Annotated in this window: 21 protein-coding genes; 10 read left to right on the top strand and 11 right to left on the bottom strand. The window is 43.8% G+C overall.

Going from position 1 to position 25,496, the window contains the following annotated elements; all coding sequences use genetic code 11:
- Positions 1-12: 12 nt before the first annotated feature.
- The 10 genes from N6H18_RS07245 to N6H18_RS07200 all read right to left on the bottom strand — a co-directional run bounded on the left by N6H18_RS07245 (position 13) and on the right by N6H18_RS07200 (position 12,018).
- The gene (locus N6H18_RS07245; protein WP_262311174.1) at positions 13-1,491 is read right to left on the bottom strand and encodes a DUF5723 family protein; all 1,479 of its coding nucleotides are present in this window, start codon (positions 1,489-1,491) and stop codon (positions 13-15) included.
- A 10-nt stretch (positions 1,492-1,501) separates the two neighbouring features.
- Positions 1,502-3,088: a hypothetical protein gene (locus tag N6H18_RS07240; protein ID WP_262311173.1), complete on the bottom strand. Its 1,587-nt coding sequence runs from the start codon at positions 3,086-3,088 to the stop codon at positions 1,502-1,504.
- Positions 3,089-3,274: 186 nt separating this feature from the next.
- A complete protein-coding gene (purE, locus tag N6H18_RS07235) occupies positions 3,275-3,757 on the bottom strand; it encodes a 5-(carboxyamino)imidazole ribonucleotide mutase (protein ID WP_262311172.1) in 483 nt (160 codons plus the stop codon).
- A gap of 3 nt (positions 3,758-3,760) precedes the next feature.
- Positions 3,761-4,897 carry a 5-(carboxyamino)imidazole ribonucleotide synthase gene (locus N6H18_RS07230; RefSeq protein WP_262311171.1) on the bottom strand — a complete coding sequence of 379 codons (1,137 nt, stop codon included), beginning with the start codon at positions 4,895-4,897 and terminating at the stop codon, positions 3,761-3,763.
- 60 nt (positions 4,898-4,957) lie between these two features.
- Positions 4,958-6,760 carry a MutS-related protein gene (locus tag N6H18_RS07225; protein WP_262311170.1) on the bottom strand — a complete coding sequence of 601 codons (1,803 nt, stop codon included), beginning with the start codon at positions 6,758-6,760 and terminating at the stop codon, positions 4,958-4,960.
- On the bottom strand, positions 6,760-8,865 hold the full coding sequence (gene feoB / locus N6H18_RS07220; RefSeq protein ID WP_262311169.1) for a ferrous iron transport protein B: 2,106 nt from the start codon (positions 8,863-8,865) through the stop codon (positions 6,760-6,762). The genes N6H18_RS07225 and feoB overlap by 1 nt, the downstream gene beginning before the upstream one ends.
- 9 nt (positions 8,866-8,874) lie before the next feature.
- Positions 8,875-9,096 (bottom strand): FeoA family protein, encoded by a 222-nt coding sequence (locus tag N6H18_RS07215; protein WP_262311168.1) that lies wholly within the window; start codon positions 9,094-9,096, stop codon positions 8,875-8,877.
- 105 nt (positions 9,097-9,201) lie between these two features.
- Positions 9,202-10,221: a glycosyltransferase family 2 protein gene (locus N6H18_RS07210; RefSeq protein WP_262311167.1), complete on the bottom strand. Its 1,020-nt coding sequence runs from the start codon at positions 10,219-10,221 to the stop codon at positions 9,202-9,204.
- A gap of 136 nt (positions 10,222-10,357) precedes the next feature.
- On the bottom strand, positions 10,358-11,245 hold the full coding sequence (lipA, locus tag N6H18_RS07205; protein WP_262311166.1) for a lipoyl synthase: 888 nt from the start codon (positions 11,243-11,245) through the stop codon (positions 10,358-10,360).
- A gap of 71 nt (positions 11,246-11,316) precedes the next feature.
- Positions 11,317-12,018, bottom strand: coding sequence for a hypothetical protein (locus tag N6H18_RS07200; RefSeq protein WP_262311165.1), 702 nt, complete (start codon positions 12,016-12,018; stop codon positions 11,317-11,319).
- A 428-nt stretch (positions 12,019-12,446) separates the two neighbouring features.
- On the opposite strand from N6H18_RS07200, the gene cysS reads away from it, so the two are divergent.
- Positions 12,447-13,937, top strand: coding sequence for a cysteine--tRNA ligase (gene cysS / locus N6H18_RS07195; RefSeq protein WP_262311164.1), 1,491 nt, complete (start codon positions 12,447-12,449; stop codon positions 13,935-13,937).
- Here cysS and N6H18_RS07190 read toward each other — a convergent pair.
- Positions 13,925-15,868, bottom strand: coding sequence for a monovalent cation:proton antiporter family protein (locus tag N6H18_RS07190; RefSeq protein ID WP_262311163.1), 1,944 nt, complete (start codon positions 15,866-15,868; stop codon positions 13,925-13,927). The two genes, cysS and N6H18_RS07190, sit on opposite strands and share 13 nt — an antisense overlap.
- A gap of 106 nt (positions 15,869-15,974) precedes the next feature.
- On the opposite strand from N6H18_RS07190, the gene N6H18_RS07185 reads away from it, so the two are divergent.
- From N6H18_RS07185 to N6H18_RS07145, 9 genes are all read left to right on the top strand, one after another.
- On the top strand, positions 15,975-16,883 hold the full coding sequence (locus N6H18_RS07185) for a TIGR01777 family oxidoreductase (RefSeq protein WP_262311162.1): 909 nt from the start codon (positions 15,975-15,977) through the stop codon (positions 16,881-16,883).
- Between the two features lie 68 nt (positions 16,884-16,951).
- A complete protein-coding gene (locus N6H18_RS07180) occupies positions 16,952-17,692 on the top strand; it encodes an LOG family protein (protein WP_262311161.1) in 741 nt (246 codons plus the stop codon).
- A 3-nt stretch (positions 17,693-17,695) separates the two neighbouring features.
- Positions 17,696-18,631, top strand: coding sequence for a lytic transglycosylase domain-containing protein (locus N6H18_RS07175; RefSeq protein ID WP_262311160.1), 936 nt, complete (start codon positions 17,696-17,698; stop codon positions 18,629-18,631).
- Positions 18,632-18,633: 2 nt separating this feature from the next.
- Positions 18,634-21,501 (top strand): excinuclease ABC subunit UvrA, encoded by a 2,868-nt coding sequence (uvrA, locus tag N6H18_RS07170; protein ID WP_262311159.1) that lies wholly within the window; start codon positions 18,634-18,636, stop codon positions 21,499-21,501.
- A gap of 37 nt (positions 21,502-21,538) precedes the next feature.
- Entirely contained in the window at positions 21,539-22,291 is a 753-nt protein-coding gene (locus N6H18_RS07165; RefSeq protein ID WP_262311158.1) for a rhomboid family intramembrane serine protease, read from the top strand.
- Positions 22,288-22,785, top strand: coding sequence for a hypothetical protein (locus N6H18_RS07160; RefSeq protein WP_262311157.1), 498 nt, complete (start codon positions 22,288-22,290; stop codon positions 22,783-22,785). Before N6H18_RS07165 ends, N6H18_RS07160 begins: the two co-directional genes overlap by 4 nt.
- A 100-nt stretch (positions 22,786-22,885) precedes the next feature.
- Entirely contained in the window at positions 22,886-23,926 is a 1,041-nt protein-coding gene (locus tag N6H18_RS07155) for a sensor histidine kinase (protein ID WP_262311156.1), read from the top strand.
- 1 nt (position 23,927) lies between these two features.
- The gene (locus N6H18_RS07150; RefSeq protein ID WP_262311155.1) at positions 23,928-24,650 is read left to right on the top strand and encodes a LytR/AlgR family response regulator transcription factor; all 723 of its coding nucleotides are present in this window, start codon (positions 23,928-23,930) and stop codon (positions 24,648-24,650) included.
- A gap of 204 nt (positions 24,651-24,854) precedes the next feature.
- Positions 24,855-25,319: a hypothetical protein gene (locus N6H18_RS07145; protein WP_262311154.1), complete on the top strand. Its 465-nt coding sequence runs from the start codon at positions 24,855-24,857 to the stop codon at positions 25,317-25,319.
- Positions 25,320-25,496: the final 177 nt, after the last annotated feature.

Genomic DNA, 25,496 nt, shown 5'->3' with positions numbered 1-25,496 from the left:
TTCTCTCCCCTTTTATTTGTCACTAAACTCTGGATGATCGTTGTACACTGGCCGAGGTTTTTGTTTGGGGACGATCCAATATAAACCATCACTTTTTTCTACTTTAGCCCCTTTGCCATACGGCGATTCGTGCTGCAGATCCTTTCGGTTGTCTTTGGCATCTGCTTTTACTTTGGATCTCCCAAAAATAAAGTTGATGCCAAAACGGATATCAAATGAACTGGCTTCTGGGGTATTCCATACTTTGATTATTTGGTCGCTAGCAGCATACAGTTGGAGTGCTCCTAGGTTGACAGCAGTAGCCAACCCCACATCAAATCCTTGCTGTGGTTTGCGGATGACATTGCCAGATACAGAAAGAATGTTACCGAATTTTCTGGTGTAACCTAGGGCATATAGCATGCGGAAATTCCCCTGCACGATATGACTAGAAATTGTTGCGGTCACCATGTCTCTGCGACTCAGGTGATAACTGCCACTGGCATAAGCACTCGTGTTGAGACCAGAACTGTAGGATTCATAACTGATAGAATCTTGCAACCTATTGATTAAGGAATCTTTGATAGCATCTACGATGTTGTCAGAATCTTTGAGATTGAGCCCATCGAAAGAAAAAGTAGTATCTGCCACCCAATAATTTTCAGGATCAGTTTTCCAATTAATAAACCCTAGATCATTGATTGCTAGACTGGTTGAGAATTTTTCATTGATTCTCCAATTGACCCCCACATCGATTCCAAAACCGAGGTTGTTGTTGCTGATGAGATGAGATTCTAGGTCGCCCTCATTGCCATTTTCGATCAAGTTGATCCCAGCAGTATTGACACGGGCATGAGACAGACTGAGCGTATGCTGATAATTGTCATCACTGACCATTATCCTGCCATCAAAGTCCGAATCACTAATGGCACTGATCATGCCATTGAGGAATTTCACCCTGACACCCACATCCAGTTTGTTTTTTGGAAAGCTTTTCCACAGTCCAATTCCGTATTCTCTGTAATACCTAGCATCTACGAGTGTAGTAGACAAGTCAACACTTTTGCCCACATAGTTTTTATTTCCATTCCAAATAAAATCCGCGGCATCATGACTGTAAAATCCTCTGGCAGCAATCCGCTCTCTCACGAAAACGGAAAAAGCCATGGTAGCTTTGGGTCTAAATCCTAAGTAAAATGTTGAAATCTCTGACTCTACACCGAGATAGTTTTTGTCTTTGGATTGAGAAACTATTTTGTCGAAATCATACACTTTTGTTCCTTCGTCATCAATGGTTTGAAGATCATTGTAGCTCGCAGTAGCGTTTAAGTCCACCATCACACCAGAAAGTACGGGAAGTCCCAAAAACACTTTTCCATCGGGTATAAAAGCGGGGTTCATGTTGTTGCCCTGAAACGTTTCATTGTTGAGATGATACAAGGATATACCAGATTGTCCCCAGCTTGCTAGTGAGACAAAACAACACATCAATAAGGTTGCAAATGTTTTCAAGGAAATGGATTTAAAGTTCAACATCTAAAGTGGCCTCCACTCCCAACAATATTTCTAATGCATAGTCTGCAAATATTTTTACATAGGTATCATTCTCGACATCATAGCTATCCACATGGATGACTATTCTGATGGTTGGTTGATTGAACAGTGCGTCCAAACCTTCGCCAAATAGCGGGATAAAATCAATGTTGACCACAGGTTCATTGATGTTGCTACCTGCAGGGACTTCTGGAGACGTGAAAATGCTTACATTTTTGCTCTCATAAACCACCGCGCTGTCTGCATCCAGAAATTGCAAATCCAACGTCCCACTCATAGGGAGTCGATTGTTGGTCTTGATGCGTAGGTTGATGGTGTCAGCCTGATCGAAACTGAAATCACTGAGGCTGTAATCAATGTGACGAGTCAATTGACGCAATTGTAAATTAAGTGGCAACTCGACTTCTACAATCGTACTGGCCGTACTGTTCTGATCGGTAAAATTGCGGTCGTCCTCTGGCACTCTGTTCGGAGAATTGCTATAATTACTTTGTGCGTTGATTGTGAGGTTGACCATGTTTGGAGAGATACTGAACAGGTCAGCGATGTTGGAATTGGTATTGTTGATACGAACACTGGAGGTTCTAGAACTACCGACGGAATAGATATCAGGTCCATTGATGAATTGCAACTGCTCCGTGACACTGCCAGTGAGCGTTTGGCTGCTGTTAGCATTAGATGTTGAAATGTTGGACAAATTCAGTCCCATTGTCAATCCAAAGGAATTGTCAACGATGATTCTTACTTCAGGAGAACTGAATTTAATCTCTCCATCCAACTGATCAAAAAAATCCATGGCTATGGATTGATCGAAAAGGTCATAGTTCTTCTCTCCAAAATAACCGTAGATGGTTTCGAAATCTGCTCCTGTAATGTCAATCGTATAACGAAATTGATCCGTGGTGTAAACATTGTCACCCGCACCTACATCCAGCGTACCCAAAAAGGTGCCTGTAAAGGAGTTTTCGTTTGAATTATTTTGTCGCGCAATGGTTTTGTGATTGACAAGAGATTGGCTTTGGTTGCCAGAGCCATTAGGTGCTGCTATACCTGTCAACACAAGTGGATTACCTGTTGCTCGGTCTATGATATCATCTATCACCATAGAAAAGCTGAGTGGCACATCAAAATCTGACTCGTACGTAATAGTGATCTGTCCCATGCTGTAGTTGATCGAGTCCAACTGATCACCACCATCGATAGGGTACAAGAATTCTAAATCTTGGGTAAACTCTACATCGCCAACCTCTGAAGGTGTGGCTCCAATGATCTCCACTGGCGAATCAATGAAGCCATTGTTACTAACATCATTGATGACGATGACTTCATCTGTATTGGTGAATGTTGTCGTGTCTCGATAGATAAGAGATAGAAGCCCTGATTGGGCAGTATCGATTTCCAGACTTTCGTCCTCCAGATCTGTGAGTAAGTCTGCTACCGTATAGGTAGCCGTACCCAAGGGGACTACTACTTCTCCAGTATAGTTGGGTAGTTCAATATCACTAAAATCGATCTCGTTCGTATGGCACTGGCTCAGTGAGAGCAATACAGTCACACAGAAAGTGGGTAAGCATAATAGCTTAAAAATGCCTTGTTTCAAATCCTTGTTGGTTAGAGTGGTACTTGAAAAAAATGCTAGCTAGTCGAAAGGAATAATCGGAGGATAAAAATCACCAAATTATTACAATCTAAACCGCTCCAACAAGGGAATATTGTGGTCGCTACTTAGAAAGTACGAATATTACAATTCCTTGATGGAATCTTCCACTTTCTTGCGCATCTGAATCTTGTATTCGGCCAGATTGTTTCCAATCGTATCGTCATGGGTACCGATGATTTGTGCTGCCAGTATGCCTGCATTTTTTGCTCCATCTAGTGCTACTGTCGCGACAGGTACTCCGCCAGGCATCTGCAAAATAGACAACACAGAATCCCAACCGTCGATGGAATTGCTCGACTTGACAGGCACGCCGATCACGGGCAGAGTGGTCAAAGAAGCCACCATACCTGGTAGGTGAGCAGCTCCGCCAGCACCTGCGATGATTACTTTGATGCCTCTTCCTTTGGCAGCCTCGGCATATTCGACCATGCGATGGGGCGTCCGGTGTGCAGATACGATGGTGAGTTCGTAGCTGACTCCTAGCTCTGTCAATACCTCTGCGGCTTGATTCATGATGGTCAAGTCCGATTTGCTACCCATGATGATACCTACTTGTGCTGTCATAGTTTATGCGATTATTTTGATGCTTTCTTTGAGAGATCGTGCAGTCTCTTTTAGTTTTTGTAAATCCTGACCGACCAATGTGACGTGTCCCATTTTCCTGAAAGGTTTGGTGATTTTTTTGCCATACAAATGTACGTGCATGCCGGTGATGTTCATTGCCTCATCTATGCCTTGGTATTTGGCAGTACCTGCATGATCGGGATGACCTAGCAGATTGATCATCACGGCTGATCCTTTGGTGTCTGTATTACCCAGCGGAAGGTTGAGAATCGCCCGAATGTGCTGTTCAAACTGTGAAGTGATGTTGCCCTCAATGGTGTGGTGACCGCTGTTGTGCGTCCTAGGTGCACACTCGTTGACCATCAACGAGCCATCTTTCATCACGAACATCTCCACTGCCAACAAACCCACCATGTCAAATGCCGTGATTACCTTTTCGGCCAATTTTCTGGCATTGGCTCTGATTGTAGCGTCTATTTCTGAGGGGGAAAACAGAAACTCTACGAGGTTTTGTTCGGGATGGTATTCTAGCTCTACAACTGGAAAAGTGGAGATTTCGCCTTTTTCGTTTCGTGCCACGATGACCGATATCTCTTTGGCATAATCCACAAATTTTTCTAGGATAGAAGGAGCGTCAAATCCTTTGTTCAAATCAGCTTCTGTTTTGATGATCTGAACACCACGTCCATCGTATCCTTCGGTACGCAGTTTGTTGGCTGCTGGCAGGAGATCGGTGTAGTCTTTCAGGTCTTCTTTGCTGTGGATGAAAACGAACTCCGAAGTAGGGATGTCGTGCTCCAAATAAAACTCCTTTTGTAGTCCCTTGTCCTTGATGGTTCGTAAGACACGCGGTTGCGGAAATACTTTTTTGCCTCTTCTTTCTAATTCTTCGAGGGCTTCCACATTGACGTTTTCGATCTCCACGGTGATCACATCATGTACGTCCCCAAAGGCCAATACCTCGTCGTAGTTGGTGATGTCACCATTGACGAAGTGGCTTGCGAGGTTTTTGCAGGGGGCATTGGGATCTGGATCCATACACGAAATCTCAAGGTTGAGATTCATGGCAGATTGGATCATCATCCGACCCAATTGGCCACCTCCTAATACAGCGATTGAAATACTGGGATCAAAAGTCATAGAACAGTCATTGTCTGAGCGGCAAAAATAGTCAGCCCAAGACAAGGAGCGAAGGTTTTTTTACTTTTTGATAATCCCCATTTTTTTCATGAGGGCACTTGCGTTGAAACTACGGCATGGACCATTGGTCAATTTGTAGTCAAACAAGATTTCGTCATTGACTAAAGTACTGTTGAAACTGAAGTTGATCATCTTAGGATTGATCAATTCTGCCAGCTCTACATCATGAGTAGATATGAGCCCTATACAGTTTTGCGCTGTGAGCTGTTCTATCAGCGCGATGGCTCCTGCATGTCTGTCTTTGGTGTTGGTACCTTTCAGTATTTCGTCTAGGAGATAAAGAGTGGGTTTCTCCTCGTTGATTTGATCCAGTAGCTGTTTGATTCTGCGAATCTCTGCATAAAAGGAGCTGACGCTCTCTTCGAGATTATCTTGCGTGCGCATGCTACTAAACAATCTGATCGGCGTAAATCGGAAAGAACTGGCCGAAACTGGTGCGCCCATTTGTGCCAAGACCAAATTGATACCCAAAGTCCGCAGAAAAGTACTCTTACCAGACATGTTGGAACCCGTGATCAGTGCCAGATGCCCCCTGCCTGACAGGGCAAAATCGTTGGAAACCGACTTACCACAAGCCAAAAGTGGATGCGACATCTCGGCACTTTGTATCCATATGTCGCTAGAATCTACCGTTGGAAACCGATATTCCTCATGAGCGAAAGAGAAAGCAGCCAAATCAGCAATTACTGAGACTTGATCTGCAGCTTCCAACCAGTGGATCACAGCATGTCCGTAATGTTTGTGCCAATTTTTCACTCTCTGCAACATGAAAATGTCTAGTACGAACAATGAATTGAGTACTTGATAAAACAAATTGCCGCGGTTGGTCAGCAAGTGCAGTGACGCTTTCAATTGTTTGATTACCTTGGATGCCCGCTCTTCTTGATTGATGGTAGATTTCAGTTCTTGCAATAGACTGGATTCGAACGCTCTTTTTTCGATTGCCCTGAGGAACGATTCATAACCACTCAACAGATGGGTTATTCCTTCGAGATTTCTGGTGAGGTTCAACAGTGGTGCAAATATGACTCTCAAAAACAAAACGTTGATCAGCATGGGTAGGAATATCCACCTAAAATCAATCCCCAACCAAAAGTGTGCAACCAAGGTCAGCATAGCCAATAGCGGTAAAATCACCTGAGCCACATGCCAGATTTTCTTATCCAGAACTTTTGTGTCTTGGGCTAGGTGGCTGAGGATATTGGAGAGTGATTGTGTTTCCTCATCTTTCTTGGCTTTGGGTGAATAACTGTGTGCCATGTTGGTTTGGCACCAATCGATATCATCTTTCAATTCGATGATGGATTGCTGTCTCCTAAGGATTGTTTGATGATCTGCAGGGTGATTGAGCCAAAGCGCCATGGTTTGGCGACTACCTTCAAAATGGCTCCTGTTGAGCAATTGGAAGAGAGAGTGCGTGCCAAAAATATCCAAGTCTGAGGAATAAGGGTGCTCGTGCTCTGCATACTTTTTTCCATCAGGCAGTGTTTTCAGCTTGCGCTCAAGTCTGAGCACTTCCTCTTCATTGATTTGAATCAAATGTTTCGCCAAATTGGCTTCATTTTTCTTCTTGTTGTGAAGATTGACCAATTGACCAAATACTGGAAGATAGAGAATGAGACTGTAAATCGCCCAGCTAGTTTCTCTATCCTTCATCAGAAAGTAAAGTAAAATAGCCATGGCCAAAAAACTCAACACACGAACCCAACCCAAGCGAAAGCTTTGATTTCTCTTCTTTTGATATTTCCGTTCGAAGTACTGCCGTCTTTCTTGAAAAAAAGTGACTTTGTCTTGCTGGCTCATTATTTAAACACTTGGTAGGCGATCAAGGCGCAAATATACGCGAGACCCGACATATAGATCAACTGCAAAATAGGCCATTTGATAGACTTTGTCTCCCGATAGACTACCGCTAGTGTACTCATACACTGCATGGCAAAAGCATAGAATATCATCAATGACAATCCCAACGCAAAAGTGTACATCGGCAACCCTGTTTCGGGGTTGATCTCTGCCTTCAATTTGTCTTTGATCGTGCTTTCATTCTCTTCATCTCCTACACTGTAAATAGTCGCGATGGTCCCCACGAAAACCTCTCTCGCAGCAAAGGATGTGATCAAAGCAATCCCGATTTTCCAATCATAGCCGAGTGGCCTGATCACAGGCTCTATGGATTTGCCCAAAATCCCCGCATAAGAATTTTCTAGTTTGTAGGCAGACAGTGCGTTTTCAAACTCTACTGAAGTTGTATCTAGTGTGGGGTAGGTGTTTTGTACAGCTGTACTTGCTTGGTCAAATCTATCACCCGGACCATAGGATGCAAGAACCCAAAGGACTATAGATATCGCCAAGATGATTTTTCCTGCTTCGAGTACAAAGGTTCTACTCTTGGAGAAAATCGTAATCCATACATTCTTCCATTTTGGCCAGCGGTACACGGGCAACTCCATGATGAAATAGCTACGCTCTTTGACTTTCAATATTTTCTGAAGAATCAAAGCAGAAAAAATAGCCCCAAAGAAGCCCAGCAAATAAAGGAACATCAAAGTAAGGCCTTGCAGATTGAAAATTCCCAAAACTCTGGTATCAGGGATGACCAAAGAAATCAAAATGGCATACACTGGCAATCGCGCCGAGCAACTCATAAATGGTGTGACAAAAATCGTGATGATTCTGTCCTTCCAGCTTTCTATGTTGCGAGTTGCCATGATGGCCGGTATGGCACAGGCCACACCTGAGATCAATGGCACGATACTCTTGCCATTGAGGCCAAATTTGCGCATGATTTTGTCCGTGAGGAAAACCACCCGTGACATGTATCCTGACTCTTCCAAGATGGAGATAAAACAAAATAAGAGAGCGATCTGAGGAATAAATATCACTACTCCACCGAGCCCAGGGATGATTCCTTCGGCAATCAGATTGGTCAGTACACCACTGGGCAAAATACTCCTTGCGAAAGCACTGAGCTGTGCAAAACCCAAATCAATCCAATCCATAAATGGGTTGGCCCACTCAAAAATGCTTTGAAACATGAGTAGCAGCACCGCCATGAATATCAGATAACCATAGATTTTGTGTGTCAGGATTTTGTCCAGTTTGCTGGTGCGGGTCTTGATCTCTCCAGGTTGTGATCGGGTGACTATCTCACTCAGTTTTTGTCGGATGATTTTGTATCGCTCGACAGTTTCTGTGGTCTGAAATTGACGGTCACAAAAATTATACTTGACTTTCGCATCTGCGATAAATTGCATGTCATCATTGCTCAGAAAAGACTTGCTATAGGTCTGCTGGGCATATTGATAGGCAATGTAGTCGTTCTTAAGATCAAATTTTTCTTTGATGACAGGGATGATTTCGGGAGACAACTCTCGGACATCATAGAGTGCGGTGTATTCTACCTCTCGGCTTTCTAAGATCGCTTCTTTGAGTTCTTCCAGCCCATCACCATTCCGGCCATTGATGGTGACTACTTTGGTATTAAATTCCTTTTCGAGTGCGGTGATGTCAATATTGATACCTTGCTTGTTGGCCATATCCAGCATGGTAAGTGCCAATATCGTAGGCTGACCCAAATCCAGAATTTGTGAGAAGAGCAGTAGGTTTCTCTCTAGGTTGGAGGCATCAGCGACAGCTATGATTTTGTCTGGGTAGTCGTGTGCATTTTCGTCACTGAGGAAGTCAAAGACTACTCTTTCATCCATAGACCGAGGATAGATACTGTAGGTACCAGGTAGATCCAGCACCATAGTTGATTCCCCTTGAAAGGAATAGTGTCCGGATACTTTGTCCATGGTCACACCAGGAAAGTTGCCCACTTTTTGGTTCATCCCCGTGAGTAGGTTGAACACAGAGGTTTTGCCAGCGTTGGGGTTGCCGACGAGGGCTACATTGATTGCTCTCTTCATACTATTGAATTAAGAAAGAATAATAGTTCTGGCTTCTTCCAATCTCAGCGAGAGCGCATAACCAGAGACATCGACACAGATAGGATCACCAAGGGGAGCAGCAAACTTCATTTCGATTTCAGTGCCTGGCAGTACACCCATTTCCAACAATTTGAGAGAGATATACTCGTCTGTAAAGTCTTTGACCATCCCTCTTTGCCCTGGCTTTAAATCTGCTGCTGATTTTATCATACCTTATTTAGAATAATTTAAAATAAGCGCAAATGTATTCCATTTGAATAAGGGCTGCAAGCCAGAAGGGATGAGATATGTCATGACACGTTATCCAATGTAGAGCTACGCAAAAAACCAATAATCCTTTACCACTTCCTTACCCCATTTGTGCAATTGTGCTCTGATTTCCTTTTTGCCGTCTGGCGAGGAAACTACGATCATGATTTGGGGATTGTCAAGGGTTGGGATCACATCATAGTGCTCCATGATGGTGCCATAAACATCCTTGCCTATCTTTCGCTCATTGTCACACACCCAGTGGAATTCATCGTCATGACTGATGAGGATTTTAGCCATGTCTTTGCCATTGCGTCCTGCACCCCAAAGTACAAGAGGTCGTGTCTTATCTCTGTCTAGTTCGTAGAAAAACCTTGTTTTTAGATCAAAATAGCGGTTGTCTTTGTATTCATCCCAAGTACGGGAGATTCGGTTTGACCGATCTCTCCAATAATGGAGCACTACATCAATTCCGATGATTTTGAGCTGAGCACGATAAAACCGAAAACAAAGGTCATAGTCCTCAGGATACACGATCGGATCAAATGCCCCCACCTGGTCAAAATCATCACGGTGGATGATCCAAGAGTGAGAAGGGATCACGCACTCGGTATAAATCTCTTCATAGTGGGCACTACGCCGAGCGACATCATTGAGCCAGACCTCATATCTCCGAAACCCATCCCCAACCTCTCCTTCATCCACGAAGTGTTCAGTTCCTCCTCCTATCACATGTCCTTTGCCATATTTGTTCCACTCTTTGACCAATACGTCTAGTTTGTAATCGGGCATCTTGTCATCAGAATCCATTCGATTGATCAGTGTACCCGTAGCTTGAGCATAAGCCACCTGTAGAGTTGGGATCAGTTTGGGTCTGTCGCTATTATATACTTTGATACGTGGATCTTTTTGGGCGTAGGTGTCAAGTATCTCAGGTGTCGCATCGCTGCTGTGGTCGTTGACAGCTATGAGTTCCCAGTTTGTATAGGTTTGGTCGATGATCGAATCCAAACAAGCAGGTAGGTAGGGCGCGGTGTCTTTGACAGCCATGATGATGGAGACCAACGGGGAGTCTTTTTTCTGCATGCGTTTCCTAAATGATTAGGGCTCAGTGTGAAAGACTGAACCTATGAGTGTATCTCCTTCACCTAAAAACCCAATTCACAGGAATCGGAGTGATTTAGATAGGATATTGAAAAAATTAGTGACTTAGATCAAAAGACTAAATAGGCACATTGACATGGCGCTCTGCGTGGTAGGACGATCTCACCAATGGCCCTGACTCCACATATTTCAATCCACGTTTCAATCCTTCCTCACGGTACTTATCAAACTGATCTGGGTGAATGAACTCAGCCACCTCAATGTGCATCTTGGTTGGCTGCAGGTACTGACCCAAGGTCAAGATGTGCAAACCATGCGCAACCAAATCATCCATGGCTTTGAACACTTCATCTTCGGTCTCACCTAGTCCGAGCATGATCCCTGACTTGGTACGTTTGCCATATTCGTTGGTCAATTTGATTTGATCCAAACTGCGTTGATACCTTGCTTGTGGTCTCACTCTTCGGTACAATCTTTCGACAGTCTCCATGTTGTGAGAGACCACTTCTTGTCCACCATCGATCATGCGATAAAGTGCATCCCAATTGCCCTTGGTATCAGGTATCAAAGTTTCTATGGTAGTTTGCGGAGCTAGACGCTTGGTCTCTACGACAGTTTGATACCAGATTTCGGCACCACGATCTTTGAGTTCATCTCGGTTGACAGAAGTCAAAACCGCATGTTTCACACCCATGGTCTTAATCGCCTCCGCCACACGGAGGGGTTCATTGACATCATATTCTGGGGGACGACCAGTAGCTACTGCACAGAAAGTGCAACTTCGGGTACATACATTGCCAAGGATCATAAAAGTCGCTGTTCCTTCTCCCCAGCACTCCCCCATATTGGGACAATTACCGCTTTCACAAATCGTATGAAGTTTGTTTTCATCTACGATCTTTCTCACATTGGCATAAGCCTGACCTACGGGTAGCTTGACACGCAACCAATCTGGTTTCTGCCTTTTCTTTGCCTTTTCTTGTTCGATTACCGGTAATTCAATCATTTTTTTTCCTTTGCGCAAAGAAACACACTATAGACTTATTTTCATAGCCTAATCATTGTCTGCAGCGGACTTTACTTCCTTCTTCCGTAAAATATGGTAATATAAGCAGATACGAACAGTGCTTTATCCTCCTCATTGGGCATCAGTTCGATTTTTTGAGCAAACCCCTCCACGAGTGCCCCAATTTCAAAACCTGTGACGTTGCTTTTGAAAGCACCCATTTCGAATAATAGACCGGCACGTGCATTGACCCCCACGGTCAATGATGACTCTCCTAGGCCTTGGAATAAAAACCCTGTTCGTGCTACAGATGTCCATGTAGGGAACTGCTCATAGCTAAAAGGGTGACTGTTGCCGTCAAAATCTTGGAGATAATATGGAGCAATGACACCAATCGTAGGGCCTAGGGAATAATTAAAATTGATTTGAACGCCTCGATCAGGTGCTTTTTTGAACAAAAGATGATCAAAGCCATATTGTGCGCGAATGGCATAGAGGTAGTGCGACTTGCCGTAGATGAACTGACTTTGTCCATTGGAAATTCTGTTCTCATGGGGATCTTTGACATTCATCAATTCAATCCCAATGTTTCGAAATTTCTTTTCGCTTCTGGCACTTGACCATCTGAGCATAAAACCGCCAATCAATCCTCCATTGGTGTTTTTGTTGATACCCCAAATGATTTCTTTTGAGTACTCATAGTTGCCATCGGTTTGTGCCATCGCACATATCGAAAACATAGATACCAGAACCGTGACAACTATTCCTTTCATTAATTCAATGAGAATTTTGATTCAAGTATAAAGATAATGCAATTACGAAGTGTCGAAAATGAACAGAGATTTATTCTCATGACCAACTTTATTATTTTTAACCTGAGTTCGATTCTTAAAGAGGGCTCATGATCCACAATAGGGCAAAACTAAAATGACCATTGATAAAAAGGACAGAAAAACCCTTCAAGGGTTCTCTACCAGATCATAAACAAAATGAATGGTGTGCTAATCTCTTCAAAAACACTGATATTCAAAATCGTACTCTGGTTTTTAGATAGGTTTGCGACATACGATCATTTTTGATCGCGTATTTCAGAAAAAGTTTCAAATGTATAATTCATCTATAGAACAAATTGATGTCATAACTTTTTTCATTCAACTCGTATAAGCAGTTTTGCACTTCAATTTTTGAAAAAAACATTTCAATGCTCAAGGACTTAAGACTTCACAACTCCCTTTCTGGTAAAAAAGAATTGTTCGAACCCTTGCACACTCCATTCGTGGGGATGTATGTATGTGGACCGACGGTGTACAGCGATGTGCATTTGGGCAATGTCCGGACTTTTGTCAGCTTCGATGTGATCTTTAGATACCTCAAGCATTTGGGCTATAAGGTGCGCTATGTCCGCAACATCACCGATGTGGGGCATTTGGTCAATGATGCCGATGCGGGAGAAGATAAGATTGGTAAGAAAGCCAAACTGGAAAACCTCGAACCCATGGAAGTAGTGCAACGCTACACCCAGGATTTTCATCAAGTGATGGAAAAATTCAACGCGCTACCTCCGAGCATTGAGCCTAGTGCAACAGGACATATCTTGGAGCAAATTGAGTTGATAGAACTGCTCATCGAAAAAGGACTGGCGTATGAAGTCAATGGCTCGGTGTATTTTGATGTCAATGCCTACCAAAAAGATCACAACTACGGGAAATTGTCGGGAAGAAAAATTGAAGATTTGTTGTCCAACACCCGTGCATTGGACGGACAAGACGAAAAACGTGAGTCTGTAGATTTTGCCCTGTGGAAGTCCGCCGAAGGTACCGATCACATCATGAGGTGGAGGTCTCCTTGGGGCGATGGATTCCCAGGATGGCATTTGGAATGTACCGTCATGGGAACCAAATATCTAGGCAAGACCTTTGATATACACGGTGGAGGAATGGATTTGAAATTTCCTCACCATGAGTGTGAAATGGCACAATCCATAGGAGCTCATGGTCACGATCCAGTGAAGTATTGGTTGCACACCAACATGCTCACGGTGAATGGCCAAAAAATGAGCAAGTCGCTCAATAATTCTTTCTTGCCACACGAGCTTTTTAGCGGGAAGCATGAGTTATTGGATAGACCCTATAGCCCGATGACTGTACGGTTCTTTATGTTGCAATCACACTATGCGAGCACCTTGGATTTCTCCAACGAAGCATTGTTTGCCGCACAAAAAGGCTACAGAAAACTCGTCAATGGTCTAAAGACCTTGAGAAATATTGAGTTGCCCGACACAGATGGAGCACTCAATGAAAAAGCAGCACAGCAAATCAATCAAATTTGTGACAACTGCTACCGCGCCATGAATGATGACTTCAATACCGCATTGACCATCGGCCATTTGTTCAACCTGCTCAAGAAAATCAACAATGTCCATACACAGAATCTAACCATAGCAGAAATCGGTATTGAGACATTCCAACGCATGAAGCAAACCTACGAAGAGTTCGTCTTGGACATTTTGGGATTGAAAGAAGAATCTAATCTAGATGTAGAAAGCCTGATGGACATAGTAATCAAAGAATATGCAGCGGCCAAAGAGCAAAAAGATTACGACAAAGTAGACGTCCTACGCAGCAGCCTCAAAGCCCAAGGAATTGTCCTCAAAGACATGAAGACAGGTATCGACTGGGCTTACGAGGAGTAGTGATCAAACTTCAACTGCATCACATTGAGACTCTCGGTAGACCCAACAAAAGTCACTACGTCTCCAACTCTCAACCGCGTAAATCCGTGAGAAATAATCATTTGTCCTCCACGGTGGATGGACAAAATCAATACGTCAGAAGGTAACCTAAGATCACGCAGCGTGATCCCATGCAAGCTTGGATCCTGTAGCTCCATGTCTCTGGTATCCTGACCTGGCTGCATACCCAGCAAGAGAGAGGTAGCCTGTGGTGATCGCACGTAGTGATCGAGCAAACTGACGATTGCTGTAGAAGGATCGACCACTCTGGCGCCTAGTGCCAAAAATTTATCATAATATGATCTATCGCCAAGCCTGACGATCATATCTGGTGTCCCAAAATGTTTGTAGGCCAATTCACAAGCTTCGAGATTTCGTCGGTCAGACATGAGGCAAACAATCGCTTCTGATTTGTCAGCATGCATGACTTTGAGTGTTTCAAGATCGACTTGCTCAATGTGTCTGAGAACAATCCCATCAGGCACCTCTATTTCTTCTGGTTTTTTGCGGGTAGCGATTTGGACTTGCCAGCCATTGTTCATCAGCTGACGAGCCAACGAAACACTTTGAGATTCATATCCGAAAATAATAGCATCGCGTATCCCGTCATATTTGAACGAACCTTTGTTTCGGTTTTCACCAGCCTTGGTGATGGCGTATTTGAACAGAGGTGGACCTACGATTTCATTGATCACAACGATGGCAATGATGAAAGCCGCAAAATCAGGTCCAAACGAAGGAAATTCATTAGAAACCACAGCAGTCAATCCTAGTGCAACACCTGCCTGCGTGATATAGGGCATCCACCCTACATGGATCTGAGCCCATGGGTCTTCCGCCATCATTCCTCCGAAATAATTGCCCGCCATGATAGATAAAAGCCTGATGAAGAAAAACAACAAAGCCACCAACGAAGCATCCATAAGTGCATAGAGCGAAAGAGATGCCCCAGTCAAAGTAAAAAATGCTGCATAGATCAGGGGAAAAGTTTTGTCCAGTATGGACAGAAATTCCGGACGATTTTTCGTGTAGTTCGCTACATAAAAACTCGCAATGATGCAAATAATCAATGGCTCAATCGTAAAGGCATGAGACATAAATCCCGCCGACAACTCTTGCAAATAGAATTTGAGCAAATACACAGAATAACCCAGCGCAATGATCAAGATAGACTTGACAAACCGCCTGATCCTAAGCGAAATAGTCATATTGAGTACCTTTCCCAACAAAAACCCAATACCCAACGACACGGCAATTTCAATCAATAGTAAAATAATGCTGATGTAGTTAAAACTGTTGCCTCCTGACAGGCTGACGGCAAACGACATGGCTACCGCAAAAAGAATAATGACGAAAAAATCCGTCAACACAGTGACGCCCAACACAGTTTGTGTCAGTGGCCCTTTGGCTCGGAGTTCGTTGATGATGGCGATGGCACTCGTAGGTGATCTCGCCACAAAAATTGCCCCAGCAAGCAATGACACACTGAGTTTGGTACTGAAATCCATCCCCTTGATAAAAGGTATCAGGTCAGAAAGAAAAAATACAGACAGACTACCACACCCGAAAGTAAAAACCAATTGGCTAATTGTATTCCATTTGATGCTTCTAAAGCGAGAGCGCAATTCACGGAGATACAACTCTGATCCCGCCGCAAATGCAATAAATGCCAAGGCAATTTCATTGATAAAATTGAGTTGATGAGTTGATTCCTTGGGCACCAGATCCAAAATGTACGGGCCTGCCAAAACCCCAGTTGCCAAAAACCCCGTGATGATAGGCAAATTGATCTTCTGAAAGATGGGTGCAATTCGAGACGCTGCGATGCAAATCACAGCAAATCCAAGGCTGAGTATGACTAGTTGCTGATATGACTCAAGAGAAAAATCCATTAACTAAATTTTGATTTAGACTAATTCCTAAAATAGTGAATAACTTTAATAATGTATCTCGTTAAAGATTTAATATTGAATTAAGTCAATAAAAACACATTTGCATATGACAGTACTCATAACAGGGGGTAATGGTTTGGTAGCATCTCATCTAACGGCATTGTTAATTGCTAAAGGTCACACTGTCAGACTGCTAAGCCGCAATCATTTTAAGCATTTGACCGCCGAAGTTTTCGAATGGGACATTCGGTCTGGCTACATCGAAGAGGGAGCGTTGGATGGCGTAGAAGTGATCATTCATCTAGCAGGTGCAGGTGTCGCCGAACACAAGTGGACAGAAAAAAGGAAGAAGGAAATCTATGACAGCAGAATTGACTCGACAAGACTCTTTTATGAAGTTCTGTCCAAGCGCAAACAAAAACCTGCAACATTTATTTGTGCCTCTGCTATTGGCTATTATGGCTATGAACCCTTTTCTCATTGGTCAAAAGAAGACGATGCAGAAGGAAAAGACTTTTTGGCCGAAGTAACCATTGACTGGGAAAAAGAGGCAGACAAAATTGCGGATTTAGGCATCAGAGTGGTCAAACCACGCATTGGCTTGGTACTTTCCTCCAGAGGAGGTGCATTGGATAAAATCGCACAACCAATCAAATGGTGTGTCGGTGCGGCACTCGGTAGTGGCAATCAGATTTGCAACTGGATACATGTAGATGATTTGGCGGCCATGATCGAATATTTCATGCACAACAAGGCGACCGTAGGGGCGTACAATGCCGTGGGCAATGATCCCGTCACCAATCTTCGGTTGACACAATTGATCGCCAGTGCACTACGCAGACCTCTTTGGATGCCCAATGTGCCTGAGTTTGTACTCAAAATATTGTTAGGAGAGATGGCTGAGATCGTATTGGAAGGTCACCATATATCCAATCAAAAAGTCATCGACAGTGGCTTCAAATTTAAATTCACTAGCGCAGAGGACGCCATCAAGGATATTCTCACTTCAGACTGAGCTTGAAGTCGATAATGTGTAAATTTGCGCTCCTTGCGAAAAAAGATTCATCAAAATAGCATAAGGAAATGGGAATGGGAGAAAACTCTATCAACGGAGAAACCGAAAAAAAAATCAGACAGGCCTTCAAAAAAAAGGATTGGAACGAAATCAAAAGCATTGATTCGTGGGTCATATTCAAAGTGATGGCCGAAATGGTCGAAGGCTTTGAAAAACTAGCTAAAATAGGTCCTTGCGTATCCATCTTTGGATCGGCAAGAACCAAGCCTGACCACCCCTACTATCACATGGCCGAAGAGATTGGCGCCAAACTAGTCCGACATGGCTATGGCGTGATCACAGGTGGGGGACCTGGCATCATGGAAGCTGGCAACAAAGGCGCACACAGTGAGTCTGGAAAATCTGTCGGTTTGAACATAGAACTACCCTTTGAGCAAAATGGCAACATCTACATTGATCAAGACAAATTCATCAACTTTGACTACTTCTTTGTCCGCAAAGTCATGTTCGTGAGGTATTCACAAGGCTTCATCGTCATGCCAGGTGGCTTTGGTACACTGGATGAGTTGTTTGAAGCAATGACCTTGATTCAGACAGAAAAAATCGGGAAATTCCCAATCATCTTAGTCGGTACAGAGTTTTGGTCGGGACTGATCGATTGGATCAAAAACGTCATCATAGAAAAAAATGGCAATGCCAGTCCCAAAGATTTGGATCTATTTCACATCGTAGACACGGCATCCGATGCAGTGGCTGTGATCGACGAGTTCTACAACAACTACAATCTTTCACCAAATTTTCTGATCTAAAGTATGCTCAAAGAAATTCGGTATTTGTTGTTGGGTCTGGTGCTGGGTGGGGTATTGATTTACTTCATCAAGCCTGAGCCAGCACAAAAAGAATTGCAGACAGAAGCACTTTTGCCTCTAGAACCTGTGACTCCACGCCTCAACAATGCCGTCATTTCTGGATATTCACTCCCAGAGCAAATCAGTTTTGCGGGAGAAGAAGTCCCTATGGGTCGACCAGACGTCAAAGAGCGCCTAGACAGAGAGATTCAGGTCAACGCCTTTTGGCACTCCAACGCCATCATCCTCATCAAGCGAGCCAACAAGTGGCTGCCTGTGATAGATTCGACCCTTCGGGCCAACGGTGTCCCTGCAGATTTCAAATATCTGGCAGTAGCAGAGAGCGGACTTCAAAACGCCATTTCCCCTGCCAATGCTGTAGGTTTCTGGCAGTTTCTCAGCGGGACAGCCAAAGATTTTGGTCTGATCGTCAACCACCAAGTAGACCAGCGCTATGACCCTATCAAATCCACTGTGGCAGCCGCCAAGTACTTTAAAAAGGCCCATCAAAAATTCGGGAATTGGACCATGGCAGCTGCTTCTTATAACATGGGAATGAGGGGCGTATCACAAGTAGCAAAAAACCAAAGAGCCAAAAGCTACTACGATATGATTGTCAGCGAAGAGCCGTCTCGCTACGTTTTTAGAATCATCGCGATCAAAAATCTCTTGGAGAACCCCGCAGACTATAGTTTTGCGGTGGACAGCACAGATTTGTATCAAATGCCCGCATCAAGACCCGTGTCGGTAGAGGAGGATATAGAGGATTGGAATGATTTTGCAGAGAGTCATGAGATGACTTTTTACGAACTCAAGCAACTCAATCCATGGATCAGGGATTATAAGATGACAGTCAAAAAAGGGCAGAAATTTACCGTACTGGTATCAAGCGCAGAATAGTTATGCAGGTAAAAGAAAACAAAACGCAAGAAGACAACAATTCATGGGTGCCCGAGCACAGTGATTACCTAGAGGTCTTCGGAGCGAGAGAGCACAATCTCAAAAATATAGATGTTCGCTTCAAGCGCGAGCAATTGGTCGTGATCACGGGAATCAGCGGTAGTGGCAAGTCTTCATTGGCCTTTGACACAATCTATGCCGAGGGTCAGCGCCGGTACATGGAGAGCTTTTCTGCCTATGCGCGGAGCTTTATGGGCGACATGGAGCGCCCAGATGTAGACAAAATCAACGGTCTGTCACCTGTGATCTCTATCGAACAAAAAACTACCTCCAAAAATCCTCGCTCGACTGTTGGTACTGTGACTGAAGTGTACGATTTTCTGCGCTTGCTGTATGCCAGAGCAGGCATTGCCTACTCTTACGTCACTGGTGAGAAAATGGAGAAACAAACCGAAGAACAGATTCTTCATCATGTGCTTTCCTATTTCGATGGTCAAAAAATTACCTTGCTTGCTCCAGTAGTCAAAGGTCGAAAGGGACACTACAGAGAACTATTTGTGCAAATCGCCAAGATGGGGTTCACCAAAGTCAGAATCAATGGTGAGATCACGGATTTGACACCCAAGATGCAAGTGGATCGCTACAAAACGCACGATATTGAGATTGTCATCGATCGCATCAAGGTCGGCGACAAGGATCGTGCACGCATCAATGCCTCAATCAAATCATCCATTCATCATGGCAAGGGCATCATCATGGTGCTAGATGAATCAGGCAAGGAACACCATTTTTCCAAGCATCTCATGGATGCCAAATCAGGATTGGCCTACGACGACCCTGCCCCCAACATGTTCTCTTTCAATTCCCCCTATGGCGCATGTCCAGAATGCAACGGATTGGGACAAATTGATAAGATAGAAGAGATTAACATCATTCCAGACCCAGAATTGAGCATCAGCCGCGGAGGATTTGCTCCCTTGGGAGACTTCAGAGATATCTGGATTTTCAAAAAAATAGAAGCGATACTCAAACAGTACAAATACAAATTGACCACCCCAATCAAAGACATGAAAAGGGAAGTGCTGGATGTCTTATTGTATGGTGCAGATGAGCCTGTGGCTGTTAGTTCCAAAAAATATCCTGGTACAGACTGGAATACAAAATTTGAGGGCATTGTTCACTTCCTCGAAAAGCAACAAGAAACAGGTACAGATAAAATCCAAAAATGGATCAAAGATTTTACCTCCAGCAGCACCTGTCCTAGCTGCGAAGGACAGAGACTGAAAAAAGAGTCTTTGCATTTCAAAATCGCAGAGAAGAACATTGCTGAGTTGGCATCCATGAATATAGAGGAACTGACCGAGTGGTTTGTGGATGTAGAAGAAAGATTGAATGAACGCCAAAACCTGATCGCAGCAGAGATTCTGAAGGAAATCAGAAAACGTTTGGGCTTCTTGCTGGACGTAGGCTTAAATTATCTAGAGCTGAATCGTCCGTTGAGAACACTGTCTGGTGGAGAAGCACAACGCATCCGTTTGGCGACTCAGATTGGTACGCAGTTGGTCGGTGTGTTGTACATTTTGGATGAGCCCAGCATTGGGTTGCATCAGCGGGACAATGTGAAACTGATCAAGGCGCTGCAAGACCTACGCGACCTAGGCAACACCGTCATCGTCGTGGAGCATGACAAGGACATGATGCTGGACTCGGACTACATCATCGACATTGGTCCAGGTGCTGGTCGTCATGGTGGTCAGGTCGTAGCACAGGGTACACCAGCAGAGTTCCTCAAAAACAACACCAGTACGGCAGGCTACCTCAATGGGAAATTGAAAATTGAAGTCCCCAAGGTCAGGCGTGCAGGCAATGGCCTAGAAATCAAACTTACTGGAGCTACTGGACACAACCTCAAAAATGTGACCTTGAAGTTGCCTTTGGGCAAAATGATTGCGGTGACAGGGGTGTCAGGTAGTGGTAAGTCTTCCTTGATCCATGAGACTTTCGTCCCCATCCTCAACAAGAAATTTTACCGATCCAAGAAAGAACCCTTGGCCTTTGAGTCAATCGAAGGAGTCGATCACGTGGACAAAATCATAGAGGTGGATCAGTCACCTATAGGCCGAACACCACGATCCAATCCAGCGACATATACAGGTGTTTTTTCAGATATCAGGAGTTTATTCACCCAGTTGCCTGAGGCGAAAATCAGAGGCTACAAACCTGGTAGATTTTCATTCAATGTCAAGGGAGGTAGATGCGAAAACTGTGAAGGGGCTGGGATGAAACTCGTCGAAATGGATTTCTTGCCAGACGTACACGTCCCTTGCGAAACTTGTAAAGGCAAAAGGTACAACCGAGAGACACTTGAGGTACGCTTCAAAGGCAAGTCAATAGCCGATGTGTTAGATATGACTGTCGAGCAGGCAGTCGAGTTTTTTGAGTTCCAACCCAAAATTGTTCGTAAAATCCAGACCTTGAGTGATGTGGGACTAGGCTATGTCACGCTAGGTCAGCATGCTACCACTCTGTCAGGAGGAGAAGCACAGCGAGTGAAATTGGCAACTGAGCTTTCTAAAAAAGACACTGGCAAGACCTTTTACGTACTGGACGAACCCACGACGGGACTCCACTTTCAAGACATCAAGTTGCTATTGGAGGTATTGAATATCCTAGTGGAGAAAGGCAACACGGTCATGATCATCGAACACAACCTCGACGTGATCAAAGTAGCTGACCATATCGTTGATCTCGGGCCAGAAGGCGGTGTAGGCGGCGGTATGATAGTCGGAGAAGGGACACCAGAAGAGGTCGTTGCGTTAAATAATTGTTACACAGCCAAATATTTGGCTACTGAGTTGTCCAATTCTTAACAAATTAACTTGTTTTGCATCTCAACTAGAACAGGGAATGGTGGATAAAGTAGAGATGAAGGAGACGAAATATGACAAACGTTGGGTGCCCTATCAGTGGCCATGGACCAACAAGTATGGTGAAAACATGACCTCATTCAGAGAGTGGTTGTGGTCAAGAAAATTCACCCTGTCGTACCTTGCTATCGTATGGATTCTTCTCGCATTTTTTGGATTTGCTTCACGTAAAAACTGTGATGGCCCATGGGAAATCCAATTCATGTGTAGCATGACCATGTGGATGGGACAATTCAAATCTGATTTTGGGCACTTTATGATGACTTGTTTTACCACGGCGTGGTTTCACAATGATTTTGTACACATTTTGTTTGTGACGATTTTTGGATTTTTCTTCCCAGTACAATCCTACGAAGAGCAGCATGGTACCAAGAGTACGATCAAGATTTACTTTGCTTCTTATGTCTTCATAGGTCTATTCACAGGTTCGTTGTTCAATACCTTGCTACTCTATTGGCCAGACCATCATTTTGTAAGCTATGGATTTGCACGTAGCTGGATGGGAGGCTCTGTTGGTATATTTGCCATCATCGGGGCACTCTCTTACTACAGCAGCAAGAAGTGGTTCTTATGGTCGCTCGTTTTTGCCTTCGAAATCTTCAATTTGACAGTTTTGGGCAACAATGGTCATATCTCTTTCATTCACATCTCTTGCGCCACCTTTGGTTGGGTCTACACATGGATAGGAGATAGGTATTTATCCAGACCCAAGGACCTACTTCCTGTCCAATGACCAGCATCCGTGTCAGACCCCGATTCAAGATAGATTCTGCATACAGCGTTGAGGAAATCAAGACACTGTTCAAAACAGAGAAGGAGTCTGCTGAATGCCCCTGTCAAATTGTGTTTGCACATCATACCTTGGTGATCAGGATTCCTGCGGCAGAACAACATTTTTGGTCTCCCCAACTCAATTTGAATTTGGACGAAGAGTTGGACAAAACGGTAGTCCGGGGTTATTATGGACCTAGTCCATCTATTTGGGCCATTTTCACATTTAGCTATGCTTCGGCAGGGATTTTAGGTCTCTTTGCGCTGATATACGGTTATTCTCAGTTGATGCTCGGTTCTTATCCTTGGGCAATTTGGGTTGCAGCATGTTTCGTCATCGTGGGAGCCTTGCTTTACTTGCTATCTCAATTTGGACAAAAACTGGGTGCAGAACAGACCTTTAGAATTCACATGTTTTTTGAGAAAGTCTTAGGTGTAAAGATTCATTTGAGCTGATTTCCTTACTCAATCTAAGCATGTCACCGCTAATCATAAAAACCATCACCACATCTTATTGTAGCTTTTACCTTTCTGGTAAATCTACTACCTTGGCAACATGTCGATGACAAAACAGAGTATCTATTGGTGGTGTCAGATTATGGGATGGTCGATTTATGGACTTCTCAATTTTGGGATCTACTTTTTTCAGAGTGGACGATTTGATGGCAAGGAGTTTTCGATCGTCCTGCTACAGATTCTTTTTTACGTGCTATCGACTCATCTGCTACGCGCCGTGATCAAACGAGGAAAGTGGGTGTCATTTCGTATTTCCAAACTGATTCCAGTTGTGATAGCCAGCAACCTGCTGTTGTCTGTGGTTAATTATTTTTTGCTGCTGTTGGTCTCTTATCTCATGGGGATCTTGATGGTGTCCGTAGAGTTTCGGATCATCAATATTTTGTTTGGGATTTTAGGTCCAATGGCTATTTATTTCCTATGGTCGTTGGTCTATTTTACCTATCAGTTTTTCGAACAATACAACAAGTCACTGCAATATGAAGCCGTGATCAAAGAAGCTGAACTCCAACACCTGCGATCGCAGCTCAACCCACATTTCATCTTCAACGCACTCAACAGCATCAAGGCACTCGTGGACGAAGACCCCCTCAAATCCAAGATGGCGATTACACAACTATCCAGTATCTTTAGGAATACACTCATTGTAGAAAAAAAGAGATTGGTCTCACTGGAGGAGGAAATGGAAACTGTCAAGGCATATCTTGGATTGGAGTCGATTAGATTTGAGGAAAGACTAACCGTAGCTCTTGATTTGGATGTGGCAACCTTGACCAACAAAGTGCCGCCCATGATGATTCAAACGCTCGTAGAAAACAGTGTCAAACATGGGATTTCCAAACTAAAAAATGGAGGAAAAGTAGCTGTGAAGACGTATTATGAGGGAGAGAACATGATCTTGCAGATTCGCAACAATGGACACTACAATGCATCCAATACACTGGAAAAAGGACACGGTACTGGTTTACAAAATACGGTGGACAGATTGAAACTGATTTATGAAAACAAGGCAACACTGCGGATCTTCAACGAAGAAGACAATGTCGTGCTGACCGAAATAAGCATCCCAAAGGAATACTGATATGAAGGCAATCATCATAGATGACGAAAGGCTCGCTAGAAAAGAACTCACCTCACTACTACAGACTCACAGCGAAATCGAAATAGTCGCAGAGGCAACCAACGCAGACGAAGCATTGGAACTGATAGACCAGCACCAACCTGACCTGATATTCCTAGACATACAGATGCCCGAAAAATCCGGCTTTGATCTACTGGCAGAGCTAGACAGGACGCCGTTGGTTGTGTTCACCACAGCCTATGATCAGTATGCTATCAAGGCCTTTGAAGTCAATGCCTTCGACTACTTGCTCAAACCCATCGAGACTGATCGTCTGGCAAGAGTAGTACAAAAGCTCCTCGATGAGCATAAAAAATCGACCATTCATGCTGGAGAACCCCAGCAGAAACTATCCCATACAGACCAAGTATTCGTCAAGGACGGCGAAAAGTGCTGGTTTGTACGCTTGGACAAGGTGCGAATGTTCGAGTCCGACGGCAACTACATCAAAGTCTATTTTGATTCGGTGCGGCCTATGATACACAAATCCCTCAACGCACTGGATGAGAAACTTGATCCCAAAGCTTTCTTTCGTGCCAGCCGCAAGCACATCATCAATCTCAGTTGGGTAGAAAAAATAGAACCCTGGTTCAACGGTGGCCTGATGGTAGAACTCAAAGGAGGAGACAAAGTCGAGGTGAGTAGACGCCAAGCCTCCAAGTTTAAAGAAAGAATGAGCTTGTAGACAAGTCTCCAAAGCTGTTGAACCACTGGGCAACAAACGCAACAATCGTGACTCAAAATGTGTGGAATAATTCATCAATTACCCTCACTTTTGGGTGAAAAACGTGCCCTATCCAACCCATTAGCCCTCGGCATAGTTCTTGGTCGATCGTCTACCAGATGAATCACGACCTGTGATTCCATTTTCAATAAAACTATCAAAACTATGAAGGCTCTCACCCCAGAATTACAAAACCTGATTGACAAACTCGTATTAGCCAGGGAGATTTATTGCAAAGCATCATCTCGTGTACACGACGAACCCATGACCGAACAAATACTGATGCTCGCAGATCGAAAGACAAAATTTATTGAAGACATCAGCAAACTCGTAGAAGTAGATATCGAACACCACAATCTCAGCCTAGCCAATCGCCTCAAAGCTACTTTGGAGAAAATAGGTATCGAGGTAGAGCATATCCTGATACAAAACAACGAGGGCGAAATCCTCAGTTTTCTAGTCAGAAGAGAGGAGGAATTGATCGAAATGTACAGAACACTCCTTCGATCCAACGACAAGGAGTATGATGTATTTTTAAAGTCTCTACTCGAAAATCAATTGTCTGAGACTTGTTTGCTTCTGAGCGAGTTAGAAGAAACCAAAGAGGCTTACAACTTTAATGAACATTAAGTTGCCTCACACCACATAGCACAATTCCAAAGACCAAGAGCCAGAACATCAGACTTTGTCTAATACCCCGGCTCTTGGCACCATATCTTGAGAGCACTAGCTCCTAACCTGAGTTTGATTCCTAAAGAGAACTCATGATCCACAATAGGGCAAAATTAAAATGACCAAATAACCTTT

The organism is Reichenbachiella agarivorans (genome assembly GCF_025502585.1).
Classification (GTDB): Bacteria; Bacteroidota; Bacteroidia; order Cytophagales; family Cyclobacteriaceae; genus Reichenbachiella; species Reichenbachiella agarivorans.
The sequence above is the reverse complement of the archived record's forward strand: the minus strand, read 5'-3'. Positions and strand labels throughout refer to the sequence as shown.